Genomic DNA, 15,477 nt, shown 5'->3' with positions numbered 1-15,477 from the left:
GGCCTTCAAAAGGTCATCGACCCGCACGTACAGTGCAGTTGCGAGGGTGTCCATATCGGTCGTCACACATCGAGGGTGGACACCCTCGCGTCCGTGCCGCTACCCCTTGGAATCAATCATCTAGTGCCCGGTCACGGCACGGACCGCCTCCAGCCGCCTTCTTCGCGGTCCGTGGGGAGCGGCGGGCACCCGTCGCTCCCCTCCGTGTGCACCGGACAGCGCGCCGCGCCGACCGGCGTCAGCCCAGGATCTTGCGTTCGCACGCCACCACGACCGCCTCCGCGCGGGTACGACAGGGTCGCTCACGGGTAGGACGGGTCCACGCCGAGCGGGTGCGACAGGGCCACGCTGGGATGAGCCGGGCCGCGCCCGTCATCTGCCCGCCATGCACCCGTCAGTAGGCCTGACCAGCGGTCATGACGCCGCGTCGCAGTCCGCATGGCCCCAGCGCGCGCCGTGCTTGGTGATCATGTCCCCGGCCGCGTAGGCCTTCCCGCACGGGCAACCGCCGGGGAACTTCGCCTTGATGGCCCGCGCCGAGCCCGATCCGGACGCGCCACCGGCCGTCGTCCGCTTCGCGGGGGCGGTGGACTTCTGGCGGGCCGGGGCGCTGCGGGCCGGTGCCGGTACCGGCATGGCCTCGTCGCCCAGGGCCGTACCCGCGCCCTGCTGCGTCACGGCGGCGTCACTGGCGGCCTGGTCGGCGATCGCGTTGAGGTGGTCGCCGTCCTCGCGGTGGGCCGGAACGTAGCGGAATTCCACGTCCCGGTCCGCCAGCAGCCCGTCGATGCTCTCGACCAGCTCCCGGTTGGCCACCGGCTTCCCGGCCGCGGTCTTCCAGCCGTTGCGCTTCCAGGCCGGGAGCCACTGCGTCACGGCCTTCATGGCGTACTGCGAGTCCATGCGTACTTCGACGGGCGTGCCCGGAGCCACGGCTTCCAGGAGCCTCTGGAGGGCGGTGAGTTCACCAACGTTGTTGGTGGCGCGGCCCAGCGCGCCGGACTCCCAGCGCTCGGGACGGCCCGCGGAATCCGCGATGACCCACGCCCACCCGGCCGGCCCGGGATTCCCCTTCGCCGCCCCGTCGCAGGCGGCAATGATGCGATCAGACATCCCCCGATCATGCCCCACCGGCCCGGATATCCAGGCATCGGCGACGGGCGGCCCGGTCCGGGGGCCCGGGGGTGGCACTACTGCCACCGCGGATCCGGGTGACAGCGGTATCGAAGGCCGGGGCCCGGCGGGCGAGGATCGGAACGACCGAAAACGCCCAACGGGGAGAGACCCACATGCGCGTGTTCAGGAAATCGACGCGGCGGGCGGCCGCGGCCGCGGTGTGCGGGCTGCTCGCCGCGGCCGCCCTGCCGATGGGCTCGGCGAACGCCGCGGGCGGCGCGGGCGGCGCGAGCGCGGTGGTGGGCTCGGCCGCCGCGGCCACCGCCACCGCCGCCGCACCGCCCGTACCCGAGCGCTACCGCGCCCAGCTGCTCGGGTGGCACCCCTGCGCCTCGGGCCCGCTGGAGTGCGCCACGATGGCCGTGCCCCGGGACTGGTACCACCCGGACGCCGGGCCGGACCTCAGTGTCGAGGTGTCCCGGCACCGCTCGACGGATCCGGACCGGCGCCTGGGCGTCCTGATGATGGCCGCGGGCGGCCCCGGCGCTTCCGGCCTCGGCCGCCCGGCGGGCCTGGCCGACTACAGCCCCAAGCTGGCCGCCGCCTACGACATCGTCGGCTTCGACCAGCGCGGCGTGGGCGCCAGTACGCACGTGGTGTGCTCCGGCCAGGACACGGTGGACGCGCTGTTCGGCAGCGGCGATCTGCGCGACCGGTCCCCGCAGGCCCTGCGGCGGAGCGTCGAGCGGGCCCGGGACTTCGTGAAGGACTGCGTCCGCAACTCGGGCGGCCTGCTGCCGTACATCACCACCGACCAGGCGGTGCACGACATGGACCTGTACCGGCAGTTGCTCGGCGCCGCGAAGATCTCCTACTTCGGGCCGTCGTACGCCACGGTCCTCGGGGCCTACTACGCGACCGAGTTCCCCCAGCGGGTGGACCGGGTCGTACTCGACAGCAACGTCGACTTCAGCGGCGACTGGCAGTCCTTCATGCTGCGCCAGCCCATGAGCTTCCAGCGCAGGTACGAACAGGACTTCCTGCCCTGGCTGGCGGCCAACGACGCCACCTACCACCAGGGCCGTACACCTGCCGAGGCACGGGCCTCCTACGAACGGCTGCGGGCCGCGCTGCGCGACCACCCGCTCGACATCGAGGGGACCGTCGTCACCCCCAACCACCTCGACGTGGCCGCGACCGACGCGATGTACAACGCCCGGGGCCGCTTCGAAGGCTTCGCCCAGCTGCTCGGGGTCCTCCAGCATCCGGACCAGGCGCCGGACCCGGTACGCGCGGCCGTCGCCGCCCGGCTGAAGCACCTCATGGGCGCCGGATTCGTCGCCGACTACTTCGCCGTGACCTGCGGGGACACTGCGTGGACCCGGGACAGCCGGTACTGGCTGGAGCAGAGCGCCGAGGCAACGCGCACCCATCCGCTGGCCGGGGCACGGGAGTTGACCTTCGCCACGATCTGCGCGAACTGGCCGCGGAACAAGACTCCGCGCGTCAAGGTGACCGGGGCCGGACTGCCGCCCGCACTGATGCTCAACTCGACCAATGACCCGGCGACTTACTACGAGGGAGCGGTACGGGCCCACCGGGCACTGACCGGTTCGCGGCTGGTCACGGTCGACGGCGGTGACCACGGCCAGTACCAGAACCACAACGCGTGCGTCGACGCCCATGTCGAGTCGTACCTCTTGGAGGGCGCCCTGCCCGCCGAAGGCGCCCGATGCCCGGGCGCGCCGCTGCCGGGCGGTCCGGCCTGAGCCGTTTCATGCGGATCACCTGACTGCCGAGATGGCGGGGCGGCGAGGTGGGCGGTGACGGTCCGGTCGCATCTGGCGGCCGGGCCGCACTGCTGCTCAAACCTGTCGCCGCAGCGTCGCTCGACGCCGCGTGTCGCGTCGCTCGTCGGCCTCGCGGTCCACGGTCGACGGTCGACGGGCCGGGTCGAAGCGCGAAGCGATGAAGCGGGCGGAAACCGCCCACGGCCCCCGCCCGTTCGCCGACCACGGCGAGCGGGCGGGAGTCATCGCCGACGCTTCGGGCGGGCCCGACGGGTGGCGGCCACCGCCGTTCGGGTTGACGGTCGGCGGCGCGGGCCGTGCCGGCCTTCTGCGGGGAGGCCGACACGGCGGACCGCACCTGCGCCTTCGCCTCCGACGGCCTCAGTCGGCGCCGGAGCGCCCGGCCGAAGGTCCGGCGACGAGTGAGAGCCGCAGGTCACGGCGGTGCGTCAGGCGGCGGCGCCCGCAGCGTCGGGGTGGCGAGCGTGTGGTCGGCGGCATGCGGATGGTCTTCCTCTGGGTGGGGAGAAGGCGGAGCGCATAGGGCGATGAGCACGAGCCGTACACCAGTGGGAGCGCTCCCACTGTGCAGACGCGAGGCAATGGCGTCAAGACGCGGGAAGAGTCGAAGGCTTCCTGCGAGCAATTTCGCCAACTCCCCTTCTGCTCGGCGCGAGTTGCCGCTACGGTCTGGCCCCAACCAGTGGGAGCGATTCCGTCAGTCGGCGCGCCGTCAAGGTGCGCCCTCGCTGCAAGGAGTCGCTCATGCGACACCCCCCACGTATGTCCGTGCTGCTCGCAGGGGCAGCGATCGTCACGGTGAGCTGCGCGTTCGCCATCACGGGTACGGCCTCGGGAGCCCCGGCCGCGCCCCTCTGCACGGTGAAGTACGCGGTTGTCGGCCAGTGGACCGACGGCTTCCAGGGCGCGGCCACCATCACCAACAACGGTGCGGCGCTGAACGGCTGGACGCTCGGCTTCACCTTCCCGTCGGCTCAGACCGTCAGCCAGGGCTGGGGCGCCAAGTGGTCCCAGAACGGCGCGGCCGTCACCGCCGTGAACGAAAGCTGGAACGCCGCGCTGGGCACCGGTGCGAGCGCGACGACTGGTTTCATCGCCTCGTGGGCGGGCGCCAACACGGCGCCCAGTTCGTTCACGCTCAATGGAACTGCCTGCGCCACCGACCCGGGACCGGCTCCCACGCCCACCCCCACCACTCCGACGCCCACGCCCACCGACCCCGTCCCAGGGGCGCCCGAACTGGGCGTCACAGGCAACCGTCTCACCGACCAGAACGGCGCCACCCGGCGCCTGCGCGGCGTCAACCGCTCCGGGGCCGAGTTCATGTGCGTGCAGGGCCACGGCATCTTCGACGGTCCTGTCGACGACGCCTCGGTACGCGCCATCGCCGACTGGAAGGCCAACACCGTCCGCATCCCCCTCAACGAGGAGTGCTGGCTCGGCCTCGACAACATCAAGCCCGAATACCGGGGCGCGAACTACATCGACGCCGTCAAGGGGTTGGTCGGCCGGGTCCTCGCGAACGGCATGACCCCGATCGTCGAACTCCACTGGACGTACGGGCAGTACACCGGCAACTCCTCGGGGTGCGCCGACATCCACGCCTCCTGCCAGAAGCCGATGCCGGACACCCAGTACTCCCCCGCGTTCTGGACCTCGGTGGCGAACACCTTCAAGAACGACCGGCGGGTCGCCTTCGACCTGTTCAACGAGCCCTATCCGGACCGGCCCACCCCCACCACCGCGCAGGCCTGGTCCTGTTGGCGCGACGGCGGCGCCTGTCCCGGCATCGGCTACGACGTCGCGGGCATGCAGGACCTGGTGGACGCCGTCCGCGCCACCGGGGCCCGCAATCTCGTTCTCGTCCCCGGCATCGCGTACTCCAACGACCTGAGCCAGTGGCTCACCCACTCCCCCAGCGACCCGACGGGCGCTCTGGCCGCGGCCTGGCACGTCTACAACTTCAACACCTGTGCCAGCGAGGCATGTTGGGACTCCACCCTCGCCCCGGTCGCCGCCCGGGTCCCCCTGGTGGCGGGCGAGATCGGCGAGAACACGTGTGGGCACGCGTTCATCGACCGCGTCATGGCGTGGTCCGACGCCCACGCCCTCTCGTATCTCGGCTGGACCTGGAACACCTGGGACTGCTCCTCGGGACCGGCCCTGATCACGTCGTACGACGGCACACCCACCTCATTCGGCATCGGGTTGCGCGACCACCTGCGCGCCCTGAACTGAAAGGCACCCCACGAAATGAGCCGCACGACATCTCGCACGACCAGCTCGCGAACGACTCCTCGAACGACCCCTCGATCGACCAGGCGCACCGCCCTGCTGGCGGCCATCGGCCTGATCACGGCGAGCGGGGCCACCGCCACCGCCATGGCCTCCACCGCCGGTGCGGCCGCCGTCGGCTGCAAGGTCGAGTACCAGATCACGAACCAGTGGAACAACGGCTTCGGCGCGAACGTGATCGTCACCAACACCGGTGATCCGGTGGCCGCCTGGACCGTCGAGTGGTCCTACGCGGGCGACCAGCGGGTCAGCCAGGGCTGGAACGCGGCGATCACCCAGGCCGGGACCGCCGTGACCGCCAAGAGCCTCTCGTACAACGGGAACCTGACGACGGGGGGCTCCACGTCCTTCGGGTTCAACGCCTCGTACAGCGGCACGAACGCCGTCCCCGCGACCTTCAAGCTCAACGGCGTCACCTGCAACGGTGCCGCCGAGCCGACCACGCCCCCGACCACGCCGCCCACCACACCCCCCACCACACCGCCGACGACCCCGCCGTCCGGCGGCAAGGCCGACAACCCGTACGCCGGCGCGAAGGTGTACGTGAACCCCGAGTGGTCCGCCAAGGCCGCCGCCGAGCCGGGTGGCACCAAGGTGTCGAACCAGCCGACCGGCGTCTGGCTGGACCGCATCGCCTCCATCACGGGCGGGAACGGCACGATGGGGCTGCGCGACCATCTCAACGCGGCCCTGGCCCAGAAGGGCAGCGGTGAGCTCGTCGTCCAGCTCGTGATCTACGACCTGCCGGGCCGCGACTGCGCCGCCCTGGCCTCCAACGGCGAGCTGGGCCCGACCGAGATCGACAAGTACAAGACGCAGTACATCGACCCGATCGCCGCGATCCTCGCCGACTCGAAGTACGCGGGGCTGCGGATCGTGACGACCGTCGAGATCGACTCGCTGCCGAACCTGGTCACCAACGTCTCCGGACGCCCGACCGCCACCGCCAACTGCGATGTGATGAAGACCAACGGCAACTACGTCAAGGGAGTCGGGTACGCGCTGAACAAGCTGGGCTCGATCGCCAACGTCTACAACTACGTGGACGCCGGTCACCACGGCTGGCTCGGCTGGGACGACAACTTCGGCGCCTCCGCGGAGATGTTCAAGCAGGCGGCCACCGCCGAGGGATCCACGCTCTCCAAGGTGCACGGATTCATCGTGAACACGGCCAACTACAGCGCACTGAAGGAGGATTACTTCAAGATCGACGACTCCGTCAACGGCACCTCCGTGCGCCAGTCCAAGTGGGTGGACTGGAACCGCTACACGGACGAGCTGTCCTACGCACAGGCCATGCGGACCAAGCTGGTCTCCCTGGGCTTCGACGCGAACCTCGGCATGCTGATCGACACCTCCCGCAACGGCTGGGGCGGCACGGCCCGCCCGACCGGACCCGGCGCGCTGACCAGCGTCGACACCTACGTCAATGGCGGCCGCTACGACCGGCGCATCCACCTCGGCAACTGGTGCAACCAGTCGGGCGCCGGGCTCGGCGAGCGGCCGCAGGCAGCGCCCGCGGCGGGCATCGACGCCTACGTGTGGATCAAGCCCCCGGGCGAGTCCGACGGGGCGAGCAAGGAGATCCCGAACAACGAGGGCAAGGGATTCGACCGGATGTGCGACCCCACCTACACGGGCAACGCGCGCAACGGCAACAGCATGTCCGGATCCCTCCCGAACGCGCCGCTCTCGGGCCAGTGGTTCTCGGCCCAGTTCCAGGAACTGATGAAGAACGCCTACCCGGCGCTCTGACGCACCACCGATGAGCAGCCCGGAGCCGTACGGAGTCCCTGCACCCCGTACGGCTCCGGGCCCGGCCCGGCGACCGGCGACCGGCCGGCCCTACCGGTTCGCGAGCCCTGGGCCCGTCCCTAGGAGCGTGGGTCAGGAACACTGGCCGTGGCGATCGGCGAGCGGGCGTGGCCGCCGGGGGTGTCTGCGAGTCGACACCGCACCGGTCTGGCAATGTGGTGGATCACTAAAGGAGTGAGATCACATAATCGGTCGATGGGAACAGTGACAGCATTGCGCCGGTATCCGGTGAAATCCATGCTCGGCCAGGCGCTGACGACCGTGTGGGTCACGCAGGAGGGGCTGACCGGAGACCGGATGTTCGCGGTGCTCGACGAGGCGGGCGCTGTCGGCAGCGCCAAGCACCCGCGCAAGTGGGAACCACTGCTGCGCTGCCGAAGCGGGCTGACTGGCCCCGCAACGGCCCGGGGGGAGCTGCCGGACGGCACTGCCCTGCCTGCCGGGACCGCGGAACTGGACACCCGGCTGTCCGACCTGCTGGGCCGCCGGGTGTCCGTGTCAGACAGTCCACCGGAACACGGCACCCTCGAGCGCGCGGTTCCCGAGTACGGCGGCGGCGTCCCGGACACCCTGCGCAACGGGGCGTCCGTGGACGAGACCGGAGACACCATTACCTCGGGGCGAGTCGCCTCCGGCACCTTCTTCGACTACGGCAAAGTCCATCTCGTCACCACAGCGAGCCTGCGGCGGCTCCGCCAGGTCTACCCCGCAGGGGACTTCGACCCGCGTCGCTTCCGGCCGAACCTGGTGGTCGACCTCCCCGGCGGGCCTGGGTTCCCCGAGGACTCCTGGCCGGGCTCGATGCTGCGGATCGGCGAGGCCCTGTTCCAGGTCACGGTGCCCACGCCTCGCTGCGTGGTCCCGACCCTGGGCCACGACGAACTACCCGCCGACCCGGGCATCATGCGCGCGGTGGCCCGTGAGCACCGGGTGCCGGTCCTCAGTCTCGGCCGACTGTCCTGCCTCGGCGTATACCTCGACGTACTGGAGCCTGGCACGGTCCAGAGGGGCGATGCGGTGACGATAGGCGCGGGTGGATAGCGGGTCACCCGCCTGCTCTTCGTGATCGTTCATACGGGATGATCTCGGTATGCGTAAGGGCGGTGGGTTGTTCGAGGTCGAGTCGGTGAAGCCGGTGAAGCGTCCGGTGCCGGTGGACAAGCGGTTCAGGGCGTTCGACCCGCACCAGGTCCTGCTGCTGCCCCGGTCGCTGGACGACTGGCTGCCGCAGGACCACGTTGCCCGGTTCGTCGCCGACCTGGTCGACGAGGTGCTGGACTTGACGGCGATCCGGGCCGACTACACCGACAAGCGCGGCTACCCGCCCTAAGATCCGCGGCTGATGCTGCGTCTGCTGATCTACGGCTACACCACCGGCGTCCGCTCGTCGCGAGCGATGGAGCGCAAGTGCGCGGACGACATCGCGTTCCGGTTCCTGGCCGCCGACCGGGCACCGGACTTCCGCTCGATCTCCCGGTTCCGCCGCCGCCACCTGGAGGCCCTCGCAGACCTGTTCACCCAGTCGCTGCACCTGGCGACCAAACTCGGCATGGTCAAGATGGGCCGTGTCGCCCTGGACGGCACCAAACTCGAAGCCAGCGCCTCCAAACGCAAGGCCATGAGCTACGGCCGTCTGATCGACAAGGAAGAGCGGACCGAGGCTGAGATCGCTGCCCTGGAGATCGAGGCCCACGCTCTGCTGGCCGCCGCCGAGGCCACCGACGCCGCCGAGGACCAGGCCTTCGGAACCAACGGCAAGGACACCGACCTGCCCGCCGAGCTGAACCGCCGCGAGAAGCGCCTGGCCAAGCTGCAGGCCGCCCGCGCGCAGATCGAGGCCGAGGCCGCCGCGAAGGCACGCGAGCACGCCAAGGACAAAGAACGTCGCCGCCAGGAGCGCGCCGGCGCCCACAACGAGCAGGCCGTTACCGGCGCCGGGGACAATGCCGCCGCGAAGGCACGCCCCAAGCCCAAGGCCCAGGCCAACTTCACCGACCCCGAGTCGCGGATCATGAAGAACAGCGACGGCGCCTACATCCAGGCCTACAACGCCCAGGCCGTCGTCGATGCCGAACACCAAGTCATTACCGCCGCCGACGTGACGACCAACGCCTCGGACACGCTGAGCTACACCACGATGCTGGACCAGTCCGCGGCGAACACCGGCGCACATCCCAGGCAGGCACTGGTCGACGCCGGCTACTGTTCCGAGACCAACCTTGAGGCCGCACGGGAGCGCCAACTGGCTTACGGCACCGAAACGTTCATGGCCACCGGTCGTCTGGCCCACGACGAACAGGTCCCACCCGCGCCGCGCGGACGCATCCCGGCGAGCGCCACACTGAAAGAACGCATGGCCCGCAAGCTGCGTACCAAGCCCGGCAAGGCCGCTTACAGCCGCCGCAAGGCCGTCGTCGAACCCGTCTTCGGCCAGATCATGACCTGCCACGACGGCCGCCAACTCCTCCTGCGCGGTGAGGACGGCGCCCGCGGCGAGTGGCGACTGCTGGCTGCCTGCCACAACCTCCGTAAGGTCTTCCGACACGCCGGAACAACCGGACTCGCCGCCCTGACCGGCTGACCAGCCGGGCCTCCCGGCCCCACCACGAACCCCTTCCGGTCCGCACACCCGACCGACAGGCCCCCGACCACCGCCGCATAGATGCCATCGGCGTGACCGCGAGCAATCCCACCGATCACCGCCGTCAGGCCGCTCGCCCGTTACTGGGACACGCTCCTAGGAGGCCGTCCCCTTCGGGCCGCCGTCCGCCACGAGCAGCCGCAGCGCCATCTCCCGCATCTCGATCTTGCGGATCTTCCCCGTGACGGTCATCGGGAACTCCTCCACCACGTGGACGTAGCGCGGGATCTTGTAGTGGGCCAGCCGCCCGGAGCAGTAGGCGCGGACGGCTTCCGCGGTCAGCGGTTCGGCCCCCTCGCGCATCCGGACCCATGCCATCAGTTCCTCCCCGTACTTCGGGTCCGGCACCCCGATGACCTGGACGTCGAGCACATCGGGGTGGGCGTACAGGAACTCCTCGACCTCGCGGGGATACACGTTCTCCCCGCCACGGATCACCATGTCCTTGATCCGGCCCGTGATGCTGACGTAGCCCTCGTCGTCCATGACGGCCAGGTCGCCGGTGTGCATCCAGCGCGCCGCGTCGATGGCCTCGGCCGTCCGCTCCGGCTCGGCCCAGTAGCCGAGCATCACGGAATAGCCGCGGGTGCACAGCTCCCCCGCCTCGCCGCGGGGCAGGGTGCGGCCGGAGTCCGGGTCGACCACCTTGACCTCCACGTGCGGTCCGACGCGTCCCACGGTGGAGACCCGGCGTTCCACCGTGTCGTCGGCGCGGGTCTGGGTGGACACCGGCGAGGTCTCCGTCATCCCGTAGCAGATGGACACCTCGGCCATCCCCATCCGTTCGATGACCTCGCGCATCACCTCGACGGGGCAGGGGGATCCGGCCATGATCCCGGTCCGCAGGCTCGACAGGTCGTAGCCGTCGAAGCCGGGGTCGGCGAGTTCGGCGATGAACATGGTGGGAACGCCGTAGAGGGAAGTGCACGCCTCCGCCTCGACGGCGGCCAGGGTGGCGGCCGGTTCGAAGGCGGGGCCGGGGATGACCATCGTGGCACCGTGGCTGGTGCAGGCGAGGTTTCCCATCACCATTCCGAAGCAGTGGTAGAAGGGGACGGGGATACAGACCCGGTCCTGCTCCGTGTAGTGACACAACTCGCCGACGAAGTAGCCGTTGTTGAGGATGCTGTGGTGCGAGAGGGTGGCTCCCTTGGGAAAACCGGTGGTGCCCGAGGTGTACTGGATGTTGATCGGGTCATCGGCGCTCAACGCGGCTTGTACGCGTACCAGTTCGGCGGGGTCCGCCGCCCGGCCGCGCTCCAGCAGGGAGTCCCAGGGGGCGCCGTCCAGCAGGACCACGAACTCCAGCTCCGGGCAGCGCGGCCGGACCTCCTCGATCACGCCCGCGTAGTCGGAGGTCTTGAACCGCTGCGCCGCGGCCAGCAGCCTGATCCCGGACTGCTGGAGGACGTACTCCAACTCATGCGCCCGATAGGCCGGGTTGACGGTGACCAGGACCGCGCCGAGCCGGGCGGTGGCGTACTGCACCAGCGTCCACTCGGCACGGTTGGGGGCCCAGATGCCGACCCGGTCGCCCTTGGTGATCCCCAGGTCCATCAGCCCGAGCGCGAGGGCGTCCACATCGGCGGCCAGCTCCGCGTACGTCCACCGGCGCCCGGTGGCCATGTCGACCAGGGCGTCCCGGCCGGGGAACCTGCGCACGGTGCGGTCGAGGTTCTCCCCGATCGTGTCGCCCAGCAGGGGGACCTCACTGGCTCCGGACGCATAGCTCGACGTGACGGACACACGTACCTCCAAGGCGGGGCGGCGGGCGCGGACCCCGGGCGGGCCCGGCGCGCCCTCATGATCCCCGCCCCCCGCGCGGGCGTCCACCGCACGGGCCGCCCCCGAGCCGGCGGCCTACCGCGCGGCGCGCTCTCCCGGCGGGCGGCGGCGCTGGGCAAGGTCCGTCAGGCCCGTCGGACGCCAGACGCCGTCCGGGTGGTAGAGGTTGGTGCCGGGCGGCACGATCTCGTCGATGGCGTCGAGCGTGGCGTCGTCCAGGGTGACGGCGGCGCCCTTGACCAGGGAGTCCAGCTGCTCCATCGTGCGCGGACCGATGATCACCGAGGTGACGGCCGGGTGCACGAGCGGGAAGGCCACGGCCAGCTCGGGGAGAGTGTGGCCGATGCCGTCGGCGAGTTCGATCAGCCGCTCGGCCGCCTCCAGCTTGGCCCGGTTCCCCGGGACCTCCGGGTCGAAGCGCGCCGGGGTCAGCGCGGCCCGCCCCGAGGTCAGGTCGACGGGAGCGCCGGGGCGGTACTTGCCGCTGAGGAATCCGGAGGCCAGGGGGCTCCAGGTCAGCACGCCCATGCCGTAGCGGCGGGCGACCGGCAGTACGTCGCGCTCGACGCCGCGCGCGAGGAGCGAGTAGGGCGGCTGCTCGGTCCGGAACCGGGGCAACGCGCGCCGCTCGGAGACGTGATGGGCCTCCACGATCTCCTCGGCGGGGAAGGTGGAGCAGCCGAAGGCCCTGATCTTGCCCTCCCGGACGAGGTCCGCGAGGACTCCCAGCGTCTCCTCGATGTCGGTGGAGGGGTCGGGCCGGTGCACCTGGTAGAGGTCGATCCAGTCGGTGTCGAGCCGCCGCAGGCTGTCCTCGACAGCGCGTACGATCCAACGCCTGGAGTTGCCGCCCCGGTTGGGCCCCTCGCCCATGGGGAAGTGCACCTTGGTGGCGAGGACGACCTCGTCCCGGCGCCCCGCCAGCGCCTTGCCGACGATGACCTCGGACTCCCCCGCGGAGTACATGTCGGCGGTGTCGACGAAGTTGATCCCGGCGTCGAGCGCGGCGTGCACGATGCGCACGCAGTCGTCGTGGTCCTTGTTCCCGACGGCCCCGAACATCATGGTCCCGAGACAGTGCGGGCTCACCTCGATGCCGGTGCGGCCGAGGCTGCGATAGCTCATGGTCATACCGGCGCACTCTAGGAGCTGGAGCGCGCTCCAAGGCAAGGGTACGGGCGAGGGCACGCGCTCACACCGCGCCCGGGGGGCGGGCCCATCCCGCGCCGGGGCCGCCGCGGATGGGGGTGGCGGATGGGGGTGGCGGGTGCCCGAACGGTTTGGCAGGATGCCGTGATGATCTCCAACGCGCCCATACCCCCGGTCGTCCCCGCGGGCCGGATGACCCGCGACCCGCAGCCCGTGTTCGAACTGCCGAACGGGATGCGGCTGCGGCCGTGGCGCGCTGAGGACGCGGGCGCGATCGTGGCGGCGTCGCTCGATCCGGAGATCGCGCTCTGGAACCAGATCCCCCCGCGCACGGAAGCGGACGCGCGGGAGCGGATCGCGAGCATGCGGGAACGCTGGCGGACCGAGCGGAGCGCGTTCTGGGCGATCGCCCGGGCCGACGGCGAGGGCGAGGCCGTCGGCCTGATCGGCTGGGGCGACCTCGACCTCGCGGGCGGCAGCGCCGAGATCGTGTACTGGATCCTGCCCGCGGCCCGCGGCGGTGGCGTGGTCACCGATGCGACGCGGCGGCTCACGCGCTGGGCATTGGACGAACTCGGTCTGCACCGGCTGCGGTTGTGCCACGCGGTGGAGAACAAGGGCTCGTGCCGGGTGGCGGCCAAGACCGGCTTCACCCTCGAAGGCACCCAGCGCAGCGCACTCCTCCACTCCGACGGATGGCACGACATGCACCTCCACGCCCTGATCCAGGGCGACGAGTGAGGTCCTGACGTGCCCTCAGCGAGCGGCCCTCGCGGTTCCCGGCACGTCCGGGCGCGCTCCGGCGCTCAGGAAGAACGACGCGGCGCAGGTGAGCCGCCCCGGCCGCGGGGCTCGGCTCCCAGCCGGTCCGGCACCCCGCCCCAGCCGTCCGATCGCGGCCGGGTGTCCACCGACGTGAATCCGTGTCTGACGCCTTCACCGGCCATCCGAGCACCGTAGGTGACGGCGGGGCGTGGACGGGGGGACCACTCGGGCAACTCGGGGCGGAAGCCCACTGTTTACCCCATGGGCCGGGCGGGGGCGGGGCGCGGTAGCGTCCGGGGATGGATCTACCCGAGTCACTCTCCCTGTTCCGGAACAAGAAGATCCGGATCTTGCTGCTGGCAAGCCTCATCTCGGCCAGCGGGTCGGCCATGGCGCCCGTCGCCCTCGCCTTCACCGTGCTCGGGTTCGACAGCCGTCCGGGCTCGCTCGCGATCGTCCTCGCGGGCAGTACGGTTCCCCAGCTGGTCCTGCTGCTCGTCGGTGGGGTCGCCGCGGACCGGTTCTCCCGGCGGCGGCTCATCGTGATCGGCAATGTGGTGCCCGCCCTGGCCCAGGGCGGGGTGGCTCTGCTCGTGGTCTGGGGGGCGGCCGACACCACCCGGGTGGCCCTGTTCGCCGCCGTAGCGAGCGGCGCCGCCGCGCTGGCCCAGCCCGCCATGAGCAGCCTGCCGCCACTGTTCGTCGAGGCGCACCGGCTCCAGGAGGCGAACGCGCTGCTCCGCCTGCCCACCAACGTCGTGCGCGTCCTCGCGCCCGCCCTCGGCGGTGTCCTCGTCGCCCTGGTCGGACCCCAGCTCACCCTCGCCTGGGACGCCGCCAGTTTCCTCATCGCGGCGCTGCTCTACAGCCGCCTGGAGATCTCCGGCCCGGTCGCCGCCAAGGGGTCCGCGCTCCGGGACTTCCACACGGGGTGGACCGAATTCACCCAGCGGTTCTGGCTGTGGTCCTACACCCTGTCCGGGACCGTCGTCGTGGCCCTCTGGCTGGGCGGATACGCGCTCCTCGGGCCGGTCGTGGCGCACGATTCGGGACTCGGCTCGGCCGGGTGGGGCACCGTACAGGGGTCGTTCGCGGTCGGGCTCGTGCTCGGCGCGGTGGTGTCGCTGCGCTGGAAGCCCTCCCGCATCATGATCGTGTGCGTGGCCGCCAACCTGCCACTGGCGCTGCCGCTGGTGGCACTGGCCCTGGACGCGCCCCTGCTCGTGCTGGCGGGGTGCGCGGCGCTGGCCGGGGTGGGGGTGGACCTCGCGATCGTGTGCTGGAACACCGTGATGCAGCAGCAGCTCCCCGGTGAACTCCTGGGCAGGCTCAACTCGTTCAGCTCCATCGGGGAACTCGCCGCCGTCCCGCTCGGCTACCTCCTCGTCGGAGCCGCCGCGGCCTCCTGGGGAGTGACGCCGGTCCTGCTGACCGGTGCACTGCTGATGACCCTGGCCACGGTCGCCCTCTTCGCCGCCCCGAGCCTGTGGTCCCTGCGCCGGGCTCCCGCCACGGTGCCTGTCTAGTGCCGCGTCAGGCAACGTTTGCCGGGCGGGAGGGCCGGTCGCGGGGGTGGCCGGGGGCACCGGTACTCTGCGGTGCCCTCGAACAGCGGGGGCCGAACCATCGCGTCCAGGAGGAACCATGGCCATCAAGAAGGCCACCATTCAGCAGCAGGTGGCCGAGGCCATCGCGCGGGTCAACCCGGCGGACCGGCCGATCGTCACGATCCAGGCCGTCGCGGGCCCCAGCGTGTGGCTGATGAGCATGCTCGGCCTCATCGGCCAGGCGTTCCTGACGTACTACTTCATCACGGTCACCGAACAGGCCGTGGTGGTCCACAAGGCGAGCCGGATGAGCAACCGCCCCCAGGAGATAGCCTTCGCGATCCCCGCGAACCAGGCCCTCGGCCTCGTCTCCGGCATCGACCGCAATACGGTGTGGAGCTCGTTCCGGTTCCAGCTGCCCGGGCAGCAGGGACCGACCCGGATGAACGTGCACCGCATCTGGCGCGCCGAGATGGACCAGCTGCTGGGCATGCTGGCCGGTCAGCTCACCCGCTGACGTAGAGGAGGGGGGGCGCCCCCCGCGCGGGCCCCC

Annotated in this window: 10 protein-coding genes and 1 pseudogene; 8 read left to right on the top strand and 3 right to left on the bottom strand. The window is 71.0% G+C overall.

Going from position 1 to position 15,477, the window contains the following annotated elements:
* Positions 1-414: 414 nt before the first annotated feature.
* On the bottom strand, positions 415-1,113 hold the full coding sequence (locus tag QMF80_RS36385) for a ribonuclease H family protein (RefSeq protein WP_283461465.1): 699 nt from the start codon (positions 1,111-1,113) through the stop codon (positions 415-417).
* 176 nt (positions 1,114-1,289) lie between these two features.
* Between QMF80_RS36385 and QMF80_RS36380 the strand changes: the two genes are divergently transcribed.
* The 5 genes and pseudogenes from QMF80_RS36380 to QMF80_RS36360 all read left to right on the top strand — a co-directional run bounded on the left by QMF80_RS36380 (position 1,290) and on the right by QMF80_RS36360 (position 9,618).
* Positions 1,290-2,885, top strand: coding sequence for an alpha/beta hydrolase (locus tag QMF80_RS36380; RefSeq protein WP_283461463.1), 1,596 nt, complete (start codon positions 1,290-1,292; stop codon positions 2,883-2,885).
* A 786-nt stretch (positions 2,886-3,671) separates the two neighbouring features.
* The gene (locus tag QMF80_RS36375; protein ID WP_283461461.1) at positions 3,672-5,165 is read left to right on the top strand and encodes a cellulase family glycosylhydrolase; all 1,494 of its coding nucleotides are present in this window, start codon (positions 3,672-3,674) and stop codon (positions 5,163-5,165) included.
* A 144-nt stretch (positions 5,166-5,309) separates the two neighbouring features.
* Positions 5,310-6,977 (top strand): glycoside hydrolase family 6 protein, encoded by a 1,668-nt coding sequence (locus QMF80_RS36370; protein ID WP_283461458.1) that lies wholly within the window; start codon positions 5,310-5,312, stop codon positions 6,975-6,977.
* A gap of 255 nt (positions 6,978-7,232) precedes the next feature.
* Positions 7,233-8,078: an MOSC domain-containing protein gene (locus QMF80_RS36365; protein ID WP_283461456.1), complete on the top strand. Its 846-nt coding sequence runs from the start codon at positions 7,233-7,235 to the stop codon at positions 8,076-8,078.
* A 112-nt stretch (positions 8,079-8,190) separates the two neighbouring features.
* Positions 8,191-9,618 (top strand): annotated as a pseudogene (locus tag QMF80_RS36360) (IS1182 family transposase).
* 156 nt (positions 9,619-9,774) lie between these two features.
* On the opposite strand, the gene QMF80_RS36355 reads toward QMF80_RS36360, so the two are convergent.
* Positions 9,775-11,436 carry an AMP-binding protein gene (locus QMF80_RS36355; RefSeq protein WP_283461454.1) on the bottom strand — a complete coding sequence of 554 codons (1,662 nt, stop codon included), beginning with the start codon at positions 11,434-11,436 and terminating at the stop codon, positions 9,775-9,777.
* 102 nt (positions 11,437-11,538) lie between these two features.
* Entirely contained in the window at positions 11,539-12,588 is a 1,050-nt protein-coding gene (locus QMF80_RS36350; protein ID WP_283461466.1) for an aldo/keto reductase, read from the bottom strand.
* A gap of 171 nt (positions 12,589-12,759) precedes the next feature.
* Between QMF80_RS36350 and QMF80_RS36345 the strand changes: the two genes are divergently transcribed.
* From QMF80_RS36345 to QMF80_RS36335, 3 genes are all read left to right on the top strand, one after another.
* A complete protein-coding gene (locus QMF80_RS36345; RefSeq protein ID WP_283461452.1) occupies positions 12,760-13,353 on the top strand; it encodes a GNAT family N-acetyltransferase in 594 nt (197 codons plus the stop codon).
* 323 nt (positions 13,354-13,676) lie between these two features.
* Complete coding sequence (locus tag QMF80_RS36340; RefSeq protein ID WP_283461450.1) at positions 13,677-14,903, top strand: MFS transporter; 1,227 nt, start codon at positions 13,677-13,679, stop codon at positions 14,901-14,903.
* A 118-nt stretch (positions 14,904-15,021) separates the two neighbouring features.
* Positions 15,022-15,441, top strand: coding sequence for a hypothetical protein (locus tag QMF80_RS36335; RefSeq protein WP_283461448.1), 420 nt, complete (start codon positions 15,022-15,024; stop codon positions 15,439-15,441).
* Positions 15,442-15,477 lie beyond the last annotated feature (36 nt).

Origin of the sequence: Streptomyces sp. G-G2, assembly GCF_030063135.1 — a bacterium.
Classification (GTDB): domain Bacteria; phylum Actinomycetota; class Actinomycetes; order Streptomycetales; family Streptomycetaceae; genus Streptomyces.
Note: the sequence above shows the minus strand (reverse complement) of the source record. Positions and strands in the feature narration are given on the sequence as shown.

Excerpts from the sequence above, each read along its gene's own strand:
- QMF80_RS36350 (WP_283461466.1), bottom strand. The coding sequence starts at position 12,588 with ATGAGCTATCGCAGCCTCGGCCGCACCGGCATCGAGGTGAGCCCGCAC.
- QMF80_RS36375 (WP_283461461.1), top strand. The coding sequence starts at position 3,672 with ATGCGACACCCCCCACGTATGTCCGTGCTGCTCGCAGGGGCAGCGATC.
- QMF80_RS36380 (WP_283461463.1), top strand. The coding sequence starts at position 1,290 with ATGCGCGTGTTCAGGAAATCGACGCGGCGGGCGGCCGCGGCCGCGGTG.
- QMF80_RS36340 (WP_283461450.1), top strand. The coding sequence starts at position 13,677 with ATGGATCTACCCGAGTCACTCTCCCTGTTCCGGAACAAGAAGATCCGG.
- QMF80_RS36385 (WP_283461465.1), bottom strand. The coding sequence starts at position 1,113 with ATGTCTGATCGCATCATTGCCGCCTGCGACGGGGCGGCGAAGGGGAAT.
- QMF80_RS36365 (WP_283461456.1), top strand. The coding sequence starts at position 7,233 with ATGGGAACAGTGACAGCATTGCGCCGGTATCCGGTGAAATCCATGCTC.
- QMF80_RS36345 (WP_283461452.1), top strand. The coding sequence starts at position 12,760 with ATGATCTCCAACGCGCCCATACCCCCGGTCGTCCCCGCGGGCCGGATG.
- QMF80_RS36370 (WP_283461458.1), top strand. The coding sequence starts at position 5,310 with ATGGCCTCCACCGCCGGTGCGGCCGCCGTCGGCTGCAAGGTCGAGTAC.
- QMF80_RS36335 (WP_283461448.1), top strand. The coding sequence starts at position 15,022 with ATGGCCATCAAGAAGGCCACCATTCAGCAGCAGGTGGCCGAGGCCATC.